This is a genomic window from Thiocapsa sp. (assembly GCF_011390875.1).
Classification (GTDB): Bacteria; Pseudomonadota; Gammaproteobacteria; order Chromatiales; family Chromatiaceae; genus Thiocapsa.
Map to the genome: position 1 here is coordinate 1 of NZ_JAABRP010000171.1, position 11460 is coordinate 11460.

At 67.8% G+C, this 11460-nt stretch carries 7 protein-coding genes; 4 read left to right on the plus strand and 3 right to left on the minus strand.

Annotation, left to right across the window (positions count from 1 at the left end; all coding sequences use genetic code 11):
• Positions 1 to 345: antitoxin Xre-like helix-turn-helix domain-containing protein (locus tag GPT33_RS13765; RefSeq protein WP_296809868.1), on the minus strand; the 345-nt coding region annotated here is incomplete at its 3' end.
• A gap of 545 nt (positions 346 to 890) precedes the next feature.
• On the opposite strand from GPT33_RS13765, the gene GPT33_RS13770 reads away from it, so the two are divergent.
• The 4 genes from GPT33_RS13770 to GPT33_RS13785 are packed head-to-tail and all read left to right on the plus strand — an operon-like array spanning position 891 to position 7917.
• The gene (locus GPT33_RS13770) at positions 891 to 2423 is read left to right on the plus strand and encodes a DUF3375 domain-containing protein (RefSeq protein WP_296809870.1); all 1533 of its coding nucleotides are present in this window, start codon (positions 891 to 893) and stop codon (positions 2421 to 2423) included.
• Positions 2401 to 3138 carry a DUF4194 domain-containing protein gene (locus GPT33_RS13775; RefSeq protein WP_296809872.1) on the plus strand — a complete coding sequence of 246 codons (738 nt, stop codon included), beginning with the start codon at positions 2401 to 2403 and terminating at the stop codon, positions 3136 to 3138. The genes GPT33_RS13770 and GPT33_RS13775 overlap by 23 nt, the downstream gene beginning before the upstream one ends.
• Positions 3135 to 6605 (plus strand): SbcC/MukB-like Walker B domain-containing protein, encoded by a 3471-nt coding sequence (locus GPT33_RS13780; RefSeq protein WP_296809875.1) that lies wholly within the window; start codon positions 3135 to 3137, stop codon positions 6603 to 6605. Before GPT33_RS13775 ends, GPT33_RS13780 begins: the two co-directional genes overlap by 4 nt.
• Positions 6583 to 7917: a DUF3322 and DUF2220 domain-containing protein gene (locus tag GPT33_RS13785; RefSeq protein ID WP_296809877.1), complete on the plus strand. Its 1335-nt coding sequence runs from the start codon at positions 6583 to 6585 to the stop codon at positions 7915 to 7917. The genes GPT33_RS13780 and GPT33_RS13785 overlap by 23 nt, the downstream gene beginning before the upstream one ends.
• A 93-nt stretch (positions 7918 to 8010) precedes the next feature.
• On the opposite strand, the gene GPT33_RS13790 is transcribed toward GPT33_RS13785, so the two are convergent.
• Together GPT33_RS13790 and GPT33_RS13795 are read right to left on the minus strand one after the other, a co-directional pair.
• Complete coding sequence (locus GPT33_RS13790) at positions 8011 to 9141, minus strand: hypothetical protein (RefSeq protein ID WP_296809879.1); 1131 nt, start codon at positions 9139 to 9141, stop codon at positions 8011 to 8013.
• 257 nt (positions 9142 to 9398) lie between these two features.
• The coding region (locus tag GPT33_RS13795; RefSeq protein ID WP_296809881.1) for a virulence factor SrfC family protein at positions 9399 to 11460 on the minus strand (2062 nt) is incomplete at its 5' end.

Genomic DNA, 11460 nt, shown 5'->3' on the forward strand with positions numbered 1-11460 from the left:
CGCGGTCTTCGGTGACTTGAGCCAGTCCCGGGCGCGCGCGACGTCGCGCAGCATCTCGGTTGCCAGGGCCAAGAGTCGCTCGATACGCAGCACACGCTCCGACTCGGCCGGGTCCAGACGACCGGCTTGACGGCGCCGCACCAGGGTGCGGCTCGGAATGCCGGCATAGGCGGCCAGCTCCTGCAGCGACAGACCCAAGGGTTCGCGCAGGGCCTCCAGCTCGGTGAAGGGCAGGCCACGGCGCACCCGCTCGACCAGCTGGGGTGCTGGAGTCTGCAAGACCTTCAAGAGATCGGCTGCTTGGGGATGGTTTGGGATCGTGATCCCGGTCGCCGTGTTCGTCATGACTATCTGCTCCATCAATATCGCCAGTTGGCGTCACTTTATACGCCATTTGCCATAACGACAAGAGTGCGTTCTCGACGCAACACCAAGACTCAGCCACTGGAGAGACGCGCCGCAGTCGCCATGAGCGTGGCGATCACCCGACCGACGTCCCTGGCTGGATCTTGTCCGAGGCGGCGACGACATCGACGAGCTTCACGCACCGGTGATGCCTATTCGCTCATCGCGGGTTCTTTCCTTCCGATCGGTCTTGATGGCCCCGCCGAAAGTGCGGGAGGTCGTCAAGGTAGGGGGCGGATAACGGTGCAAAAAGCAGACGACTCTCGGAGCACGTTTTCGCACCGACGCGGCGTGACTTCCCGCCCGCCGGCGCGTTGACAGGGGGCTGATCGAAATCCCGCCGCAGGCTCACGAAATGAGCCACCGCATGGCCGATACTCGGCATTCCTTCCGTACCCGTCACCCGGACTTGACCGCGGTGTCGCAACTGGCGATGTTGGGGTACGGTGGCTTTCCCACGGTCACCGGCAGACAATTTTCTCATCATGCATCCGAGCACCCACGCCCTCGCACTGAAACAGATGCGGCAACAGCCCACCTGGCGGATGCTGTCGGCGGAGAATGCGCCGGCGATCATGGCGCTGTTGGAGGCGCATCTGCTTGAGCAGGCGCGCAGGCTGCCTGCATCGCTGCTGGTAGAGCGTATCGGGCGAGACTTGGAGCGCTTTCGCGCCGAGGGCTGGGACCTGCCTCAAGCGGCCAGCGCCTATCTGGCGGACTGGCTCGCGGCGGGCTGGCTCGAGCGCAGCCTGTCGTCCGAAGGCGAGGAGGAATACGAGATCAGCGCCGCCGCGACGCAGGCGATCCGTTTTGCCCAGGGCCTGTCGGAGCAGCGCACGGTGGCCACCGAGAGCCGGCTCGGACTGGTGATCTCGCAGTTGATCCAGCTGGCCGACGAGACCGAAACCGACCCGCACATCCGCGTGCAGCGTCTGCTGCGGGAGCGCGAGCGGATCGACGCCCGTATCGAGGCGGTGCACAGCGGTCGGCTGGAGCCGCTGGCGAACGACCGCGCACTGGAGCGCGTGCGCGAGATCATCGCCCTCAGCGACGAGCTGGCCGGCGATTTTCGGCGCGTACGCGACGATTTCCGCGGCCTGAACCGCGATCTGCGCGAGCGCATCGTCGACAGCGACGGCAATCGCTGCGACGTGCTCGACGCCGTGTTCGCCGATGTCGATCTGATCGCCGACAGCGATGCCGGCAAGACCTTCCGCGCCTTCTGGCGCCTGCTCACCGACCCGCAGCAAAGCGCCGAGCTGGAGGCAGCCCTGGAGACCGTGTTGGAGCGCGCCTTCGCGAGCGGCCTGGAACGGCGCGAGCGGCGCAATCTGACCGGCCTCACGGGCACCCTGCTGGAGCGCGGCGGCGAGGTGCACGACGTGCTGTATCAGTTTGCCCGCGGCCTGAAGCAGTTCGTGCAGAGCCGCGAGTTCCGCGAGCAGCGGCGCATGAGCACGCTGGTGAAGACCGCCCAGCGCCGCTCGCTGGCGCTGAAAGGCCGCATCCGACCGCAACAACCGATGGAGCACGACCTGACGCTCACCAGCGCCTCGCTGCGCTCGTTGTCGCAGTTGCGCCTGCACGACCCGAGCCTGGACGCCGTCGACGGCAGCATCGAGCTGGCGCAGGCCGCGGAGATCGCGCTGGAAGGCATCGCCGAGCTGGTGTCCCAGTCCGAGATCGATTTCCGCACGCTCGAGGAGCACATCTCGCAACTGCTCGAAGTCCGCAGTCAGATCACCATCGCCGACCTCTTGCGGCGCTTTCCGGCCGAGCAGGGGCTCGGCACCCTGGTCGGCTATTTGGCGCTCGGCGTGCGCGACGGCATCGTCGCCCGCAGGCCAGAGCACCAGAGAGATCAACAGAGCGATCAACGGGACGAGGCAGAGGGTCATCAGCTCAGCGACGACGTCACCTGGCGCGGTCTCGACGGCATCGAGCGCCGGGCGCGGATACCGCGCATCTATTTCGTTAGACAAGCCACCAACGGGGATGGATCGCATGGCACAGTATGACGCGCTCACCGCGCCCTCTCCCTTCGGCGCGACCGATGATGGCGAGGCCCGCGACCGCCAGGCGCCGGACGCCGATGATCCGAAAAACGTCTGCAACGACGGCGAACTCTACCCCGGCGACACCGGCCTGCTGCCGGAGATGGCGCGCCGAGCGCTGGTGCAGCTACTGTCCGGCCCATCTCTGGAGCAGCGCCGGCATCCGCGACTCTGGCCGGCCCTGCTGCAGCACCGGGAGCCGATCGAATCCCGCCTCGCGGACCTGTTTTTGGAGCTGATCCTGGACGCCGACCGCGGCATCGCCTTCACCCGGCAGGCGGACACCGGCGAGCTGGAAACGCCGATCCTGCTGCGTCGCTCTCCGCTGACCTTTCTCGACTCGGTGCTGCTGCTGTATCTGCGCCAGGTGCTGGTGGAGGCCGACATGCGCGCGCAGCCGGCGCTGGTGGATCGCGACGAGATGGCCGAGCAGATGCGCCTCTACGAGGCCGCCGACAACACCGACCGCGCCGGTTTCGACAAGCGCATCAACAACGCCATCGAGAAGGCGAAGAAGAACAGCCTGCTCTCGGCGGTGCGCGGCAACCCGGACCGGTTCGAGGTTTCCGCCAGCCTGAAGCTGATCTTCGGCACCGAAGAGGTCGAGCAATTGACCCGGCTCTACACGGCGCTGGCCAGCGCGGAAACGGACGATCCACGACCGGGGAACAGCGCATGAACAGGCCACACGACATCGAGCGCGGCAACGCGCTCGCCACGGGCATGGATCGGGCCGAGCAGTTTCGGCTCACCAAGCTCAGCCTGTTCAACTGGGGCACCTTCGCCGGGCTGCACCGGATCCCGATCACGGAGGATGGCTTTCTGTTCGTCGGTCGCTCCGGCTCCGGCAAGTCGACCTTGCTCGACGCCTTCACCGCGCTGCTGATCCCGCCGCGCTGGACCAGCTTCAACGCCGCCGCACGCGAGGGCGAGCGCTCCCGTGCCGACCGCAACTTGGTGACCTACGTGCGCGGCGCCTGGGCCGATCAGTCCAGCGCCGACACCGGCGAGATCGCGAGTCAGACCCTGCGTCCCAAGACGACCTGGTCGGCTTTGAGCGCCGAGTACGCGGACGGCTTCGGCAAGGTCGTGACCCTGGTGCAGGTATTCTGGATACGGGGCACGAGCAACGCGACGACCGACCTGCGCCGACATTACATGATCGCGGACCGCCCGTTCTGCATCCAACGCGAGCTCGCCGGCTTTGCCGAGGACCTCGACCTGCGCGGCCTGAAGAAGGACCTGACGGACCTGCACCACTTCACCGAGTACGAACGCTACGGCGAGCGCCTGCGTCTGCTGCTGCGCATCGACTCCAGCATGGCCCTGAAGCTGCTGCACAAGACCCAGTCGGCCAAAAACCTGGGCGACCTGAACACCTTCCTGCGCGAATTCATGCTCGACCCGCCGCGCACCTTCGAGGTGGCCGACCGGCTGGTGGAGGAGTTCGTCGAGCTGGATCAGGCGCACCGCGCCGTGGTCACCGCACGCCAGCAGATCGAGGTGCTGGTGCCGGCGCGCGATGCCTACGCCGCACACCAAGAGGCCGAGGCCCGTCTGATCGGCCTCGACCGCCAGCTCAACGCCATCGACCCCTATCTCAAGCTGCGCCGCCACGCGCTCTTGGAGGCCGAGCTGGCGCGGCTGGTCACGGAGGACACCGGCTTGGCCGGGCACGAATCCGAGCAGCAAGTCCGCGTCGATCGGGAGTCCGACGCGCTGCTGCGGCTTGAGGAAGCCCACCGCGCTCAAGGGGGCGGGCGCATCGAAGCGCTGGAACGCGACATCGAGCAGGCCGGCCGTGAGCGCGACAAGCGCCTGGACAACCGCGAACAGGCCGAGCGGCTGTGCCGGGCGATGAGCCAGGGCGTGCACGACGGCCTGGACTGGGCCCTTCCCGACCGCCCGGAGGCACTGGCCGAGCTGACCGACAGAGCGCGCGACGTGGTGGAGCGCTGGCAGCAGGAGCAAGAACGCGCGGAACAGCAGCGCGACATGGTCCGCGATCGGCGCACGTCGGTCTCCGCCGAGCTGTCCGAGGCCGAGGCGGAGTTGCAGGCGCTGCTGCGCCAGCCCTCCAACATCCCCGCGCGCATGCTGGCGTTGCGGGCGCAGATCGCCGACAGCCTGGGCATCCCGGAGGCGGCGCTGCCCTTCGTCGGGGAGCTGGTGCAGGTCCGGCCCGAGGCGGCGCAATGGAGCGGCGCCATCGAGCGCGTGTTGTACAACTTCGCCACCTCGCTGCTGGTGCAGGAACCGCGCTACCCGGCGGTCTCCCGCTACGTCAACGAGACACATCTGGGCCAACGCCTGGTCTATCACCGCGTGAACCTCGGCCAAGCCCGCACCACGACGCGTGTCGGCGCGGAATCCCTGGTCGCCAAGCTGGACATCAAGGACTCGCCCTACCGCGATTGGCTGTTCGACGAACTGAGTCGCCGCTTCGACTACAGCTGCGCCCAGAACCTGCGCGCGTTTCAGGACGCCGAGCGTGCCGTGACCCGCGAGGGCCAGATCAAGCACGGCCGCGGCCGTCACGAAAAAGACGACCGTCACCGCATCGACGATCGCGGGCGTTGGGTGCTCGGCTTCGACAACCGCGACAAGCTGGCCTTGTTCCAAGGGCGTGTCGCCGAGCTGCAGGCGTCGCTGTCGGAGATCGATGCGACGCTGGCGCAACTCACCGCGCGGCGCAATCAGTCCAATCAGCAGGCCCTGTCCTGCAGGCAATTGATGAACCTGCGCTGGGAAGACATCGATGTCGCGACCCAGCTCGATCTCATCGCCGGACTTGAAGCGGAATTACGCACGCTGCGCGATGGCAATCGCGATCTGGCCGAGCTCGGCCGACGTATCGACGAGGCCAGAGTCGCCCTGAAGCAGGCCCGGGACGCGTTGGGCGAGACCCTGGGCAGACGCCGGGAGATTCAGACCAAGCGCAACGAGCACAGTGCCGCACTCAACGCGCTGGATCGCGAGCTGGCCGAAGACAGGGTGGAGCCGGAAGCGGCAACCGCGCTGGCCGCCCGCTTCGATGTCGGTCCCTCGGTCGCGGCTCGGGCGCCGCTGACGCTGACCAATCTCGACGCGCGCGGCCGTCAGGTCGAGCGCGAGCTGCGCCTGGAACGCGACGCGCAGATCGAAGAACGCACCGAGCTCAGAACCCTGATCGAGCGCCGATTCGGCGCCTTCAAACGCGGCTGGCCGATGGAGGCGGTAGACCTCGACGAGACCCTGGCCTCCGCGGCCGAATACCTCATGCTGCTGACCCGCATCGAGCAAGACGGCCTGCCGCGCTTCGAAGAGCGCTTCTCCACGCTGCTCAAGGAGCAGAGTACCGAGAACCTGGCCGCCCTGAACCGCCACGTCGACGAGGCGCGCAAACAGATCCGCGAGCGCATGGCGCTGGTCAACGAGGGTCTGTCCGAAGCCGAGTTCAACACCGGCACGCACCTGCAGATCGAGGTCACGGAACGCCAGCTGCCGGACGTGCTGCTGTTCCGCGAGCAGGTGCGCGAGGTGCTCGAGCATGCCTACAGCGTCGCGCTGGACGCCGCCGACGCCGAGGTGCGGTTTGCGGTGCTGTCGGGGATCGTCAAACGCCTGTCCGGCGAGGATCCGGACGACAAGCGTTGGCGGCAGCAAGTGCTCGACGTGCGCCTTCACGTGGAGTTCATCGGCCGCGAGCTGGACACCGACGGCAACGAGGTCGAGGTCTATCGCTCCGGTGCCGGCAAGTCCGGCGGCCAGCGCGAGAAGCTCGCCACCACCTGCCTGGCCGCGGCGCTGCGCTACCAGCTCGGCGGACGCGACGGCGGCTTGCCCCAATATGCACCGGTCATCCTCGACGAGGCCTTCGGCAAGGCCGACAACGAGTTCACCGAGCTGGCCATGCGCATCTTCGAGCGCTTCGGATTCCAGATGATCGTCGCCACGCCGCTCAAGTCGGTGATGACCCTGGAGCCCTTCATCGGCGGCGCCTGCTTCGTCGCCATCGAGGACCGCAAACGCTCGACCACGCTGCAGATCACTTATGACCGGGAGCGCCGCCGCCTCGCGCTGCCCGAGCGGATCGGTCAGCAGGAGACTGACCTGAACGACGCCCGGCACGATGGCAGCCACGATGCCCCCTTCGCGACGGATTGACCCGGCCGCGGTCGCCGCGCAACTGACGCGGCGCTGGCGCAACGGCCGCGGCAGCTGGCTGGATGGAGGCGGCAGCTGGCCGCTGCAATTGTTGCTCGGCGTACCGACCGAACGTGAAACCACCCGCGATATCGCCGGCGTGCGCGCATGGATCGCGCAATGGCAGCACATCCAGCGTCCCGGCGAGGTCATCTGGACGGAGCGCCAGTGGCCCGGGCTGGGCCGACAGCGGCTGCCGGAGCGCCTCCTGCTGCCGGACCCGGAGGCCGTCGCCGGCTGGGTCGGCGCGCAACCGGCGTGGCACCTGGCCCGGCTGCGGGCGATGCGCTTGCGCGCCTTGCCCAGAGCACCGGCCGGTTGGGTGGACGCGGGAGAGCGCAGTCAACCGAGTCCTGTGCCGGCGCTGGTGCACTGCACTTCGCTTGTTCACCCTAGGGCGCTTGTCCACCCTACCGCGCCGATCAGCGACGTGGCCGGGTTTGTGAGCGAGTCCGACCTGCAGGTCAAACCGCCACGAGCGGACTTGTCCCTCGGGCGACACTTCGACTGGCTGGCAAACACCGCCGAAGCGGACTTCGAGCGTCTGCTTGGGGTGCTGCACTGGCTCGGAGATCACCCCGATTCGCATCTCTACATCCGGCAACTGCCGATCCCCGGCGTCGACAGCAAATGGATCGCCGCCAATCGAGCTCGGGTGCTCGATCTGCTGCGTCAACTGTACCGGCGCGACGGCGATCTGCACACACTCGCCGGCCTGCGCCGGGAGCCCGATCTGCTGCGTCTGCGGATCCTCGATCCGGCGCTGTGTGTCGGGGTCGCAGGCCTGTCGGACATCAGTGCGCCGATCAGCGAGATCGCCGCACTGCCCCTGCAACCGGAACGCGTCTTCATCGTCGAGAACCTGCAAACCGGCCTCGCCATGGCCGACCTGGCCGGCAGCGTCTGCTTCATGGCCCGCGGCTACGCCGTGGAGGCCTTTGCCGCGATCCCCTGGCTGCGCGCGCGACCCTGCCATTACTGGGGTGATCTCGACACCCATGGCTTCGCCATCCTCAACCGCCTGCGCCACCATCTGGACGACGTCCGCTCCCTGTTGATGGACAGCGACACCTTGCTCCGGCACCGGCCCCTATGGCATCACGAAGAAAACCAGGCGACCGGACCGCTGGACCGGCTCACCGATCAGGAACAGGCCGTCTTCCAGGGACTACTGCTGAATCGATGGGGTGATCGACTCCGGCTCGAGCAAGAACGCATTGCTTGGAGCTACGCATGGAAGCAGGTGGAACACCTGGCCGGGCCGGCACAGTGAGCCAGACCCGGTCGCTTCAAAAACCCTCACTCTGGAACATTCACAACGCGTGATTAAACCTGTTCGCGATCGTATTCGGGAGTGAGGCGACAATCAGCCGTCACCTTGGGCTTCAAGCCATCGCCGGGCCTCCTCGTCACCCGCAGCCGCCGCCTTCCGCAGCCAACCAAGCCCCGCCTCGTGCGTCGGCCCGGAGGGTTCGTGGTCGGCCATGAGCTGGCCGAGGCGGCGCTGAACCTCGCTGTCGCCGGCTTCGGCAGCGTCGCTGTAGTAGACGATCGCGTAGGGGATGTCAGGCACGGCGATGCAGGTGCCGGGGCGATGGGTGAGCGGGTCGTAGCGGCGCGCGAGGCGGGCCGCGAAGGTGGGGTCAGCGTTGGCGGCTTCGCTGTAGAGTGCATAGGCGGCGGGGCAATCGCCGCTTTGTTCGAGTTGCTCGGCACGCTCGAAGATGGCCGCGGGGGCCGGGCCGTCCGCGAGGAAACGGCTCGCCAGGGCGATGCCGGTAAGGGTTGGATCGGGTTCCGGAGGGGGTGTCGTCTCGCCCGATCGCGTGGATCCCGGCACGTCATCTAGGACGGGCGGGGGTTCCGGGGTCGGCTCGACGACCTGAGCGACATCCGAATCCGACGGCGGTGTCTGACCGAACCATCCAAGCCACCAAGCACCGACACCGCCGCCGGCCAGGAGCAGGACGGCGGCGAGTGCGAACCAAGGCCAGCGTGCGGCGGGGCGCGGGGTTGGTCGGGGATCGGCATGGCCCTCGAGGTCGAGCGAGAAGTCGTCGGCCTCGGATTCAGGCTCGGCATCGCGCGCGGACTCGGCTCCGGGTCTCCGGACGCTGATGGTCTCTTCCAATGGATCCTTGGACGCCGAGCGCGGCGCAGCGGCGCCGGATCCGATCAACTCACCGCGGATCCGCAGGGTCCCGGCATCTTCGACGCCGTCGAGCCTGGCGACCACGCGCAGCGGCGCGCCGCCGACGCCGACGATGCTGTCGACCAAGTCGGCGCCCAGGGTGAGCCTGAGACCGTCGGATAGGGGCTCGGCGGTGAAGATCGGGTGCCAGTGCGGTGTGACCTGCCACTGGCGATCGAGTCCAAGGTAGCGCCCGTCGTTACGTTGCAGCGCGAGCGAGACCGTCTCGGGGCTCGGCCGTGCGCCTCCGATCAGCAGCCGGGCGGAACCCGGACCGGCCGGGTGGAGATCGATCTTCAGGGCCATCGGGGTCTACCTGTGGTCTTTAGGAGTTTGAATACGTTGACGGGAGTGTGTGGTCACGAAGGACAGCGAGTGCCTGGAAAGCATCGAGTCCCTGATACCGCCAGTCTTGGGCAAACCGTCGCAGAATTTTTCGTTGCCGTTGCCGTTGCCGTTGCCGGGTTCGTCCGAAATCCGATTACGACAACGACAACGAGCAACGCCTTCGACGATTCTTCCTGGTTGCGGCTCTGCCGGTAGATCCTTTTCCGGAAATCACCTTAAGTCGCCCCCACAGCCCCGACTGGGCTGTTACCGGCAACCAAGGCGAGGATCTGGCCGAGCCGGGCATTCTGCTCGGGCGAGATGTCGCGCCCGGCGGCGTGGCCGGCGTTGGCGATGGCGAGCGCTCGGAACGCCTCGAACCAGTCGACGATGTAGAGCGCGGGGAAGTTCACCGGGGTCTCGGGCAGTACGGGCATGCCGCGGGGCGGGATCGGCGGGGGCGGAGCAAAGACCGGGCGCTGTTGGCCCACCAGCGAGCGCGGGCGGTCGTCGGGCGGCAAGTCGTCGCTGCCGAGGTAATCGATGAAGCGATTGATGCGCGTCGCGGTCACGAAGACCTGACGCTCGGCGAGCTGAGAGCGCATCGCGGCGGTTTGGGACTCGGCGCTGTCGATCAGCCCGATCAGGGCTTGATCGAGGCCCGAGCGGTCGGCGCCGGTGATCAGCTCGCCGATCAGGTCTTCGAGCGCGCCCTTGTCCAGGCCCATGTGGCGCAGCCAGTGCGGATCCTCGGGCAGTGCCTTGAGGTGACCGACCCAGTAGCTGAGCACCGCACGGACGAAGCGTGCCGCGTTCTCGTTGGTCGCGGCGGGGATTGGCGTATCGGCGCCGCCCTTGGTGGCCGAGCGGTCCGTGCCCGAGTGGTAGCCGGACGAGGCCCCGCCGAGCAGGGCATCCAGATCGATCAAACCGCCGTCGCCGCCGGGCGCCGGGGTGCGGACCGCATCCGGCGCGCCTGCAGTGGTTGTCGCCGCCGGTTGGCCGGCGCCTGCGTCGGTGCGCAGATAGAGTGCGCGCAGCCCCTCCTTGGGGGGCTGCAGCGCGCCGAGCAAGGCGGCGAAGCGATTGGGTCGCTGACGCAGCGCACCGAGCACCCGATCGGCGAGTCGGCGTTTGTTGTCGACCTCGGCCGCACCCTCGGCGCGAAAATAGGGTCCGAAGCGATGCCGGACGAGCTCCTCGATCCCCGCGTCGAGCTGCTCGCCGATCCGGGCGAGCTTGCCCTCGGGCGCGGCGACCCGGCCGAGATAGTCGGCGAGACGAGAAATGCCGCCGTCGTTGAAGCTGAGCATTGCGTCCCAGGCGGCTTGAGGATCCGCGAGATGCTTCTGAACGGTCGGATCCTCGCAAAAGGTGCGCCGCAAGAGGTCGAGACGGGACCGTTGGCCGGGCAGGATGGCGAGCTCGCCGGTCTCGTCCGTTTCGATGACGGCGGTGGCCATGCGCGGCTTGCGCACGAGAAAGAGGTTGTCGAAGGGCTTGCCGGGCGACCATTCGCGCAGCCAGTCGTAGGCGCCGAAGCGCTCCAGGAGGGCGAGCTTCATCATGCCTTCCCAGCCCTTGCGCATCAGGTCCTCGGTCTCGCTCGGAACCGGGTTGAGACGGAAGTCGAACATGGTGAAGGCCCAGATCAGGCCCGGATCGCGGCGCGCACGGGTGGCTGGATCCGCACCCTGCGTTGCATGGACCCAGGTCTCCAGAACCGGCCCCAGGTCTTTGACATCGCTCTGTTTGTGCGAGGGGGCGCAGAGCACCAAGAGGTTCATCTCCTGATCGTCCGTGTAGCGCTCGAAGAGGAAGGCGACCTTGCCGCGCAGCACCAGTTGGGCGACCGGGTCGACCTGATCGTCCTGGAGCTGCTTGCGCACCTCGGCCAGATTCGCGACCGCGAGACGCCCGCGATAGCCGGGGAAGTCGAGCAGGTCGACCCGCTCCAGGAGGCCGGTGCGCGGCGTCTCGGCGAGGACGAAGCGCAGCTCCGTGGTCAGTGCCGCGAGCAGCGAGCGCGGCAGAGCGACCGCCGGAAGCAGGGTCTCGCCGCGACGCGGGACGATCTCGATGCGGTCGGCGTCGTCACGACCCAGCCGCTCGAGGATGTCGACGTTCATGATGCTGTCGCCCTGGCTCAGCTCGCCGCTCGCGTCGGTGCGCACCAGCGCGGCGAGCGGGGCATAGGCGGCGTCGGCGTGACCGGCGTCGGCCAGCCCCCGGCGCAGGGCCAGATAGGTCTCGGTCAGCTCGCGCACCTCGCCCCAGAGGACGGAGAAGAGCGCGGCG

Bases quoted from the DNA above. Each gene is read 5' to 3' on its own strand.
- GPT33_RS13770 (WP_296809870.1), top strand. From the start codon at position 891: ATGCATCCGAGCACCCACGCCCTCGCACTGAAACAGATGCGGCAACAG.
- GPT33_RS13780 (WP_296809875.1), top strand. From the start codon at position 3,135: ATGAACAGGCCACACGACATCGAGCGCGGCAACGCGCTCGCCACGGGC.
- GPT33_RS13785 (WP_296809877.1), top strand. From the start codon at position 6,583: ATGCCCCCTTCGCGACGGATTGACCCGGCCGCGGTCGCCGCGCAACTG.
- GPT33_RS13790 (WP_296809879.1), bottom strand. From the start codon at position 9,141: ATGGCCCTGAAGATCGATCTCCACCCGGCCGGTCCGGGTTCCGCCCGG.
- GPT33_RS13775 (WP_296809872.1), top strand. From the start codon at position 2,401: ATGGATCGCATGGCACAGTATGACGCGCTCACCGCGCCCTCTCCCTTC.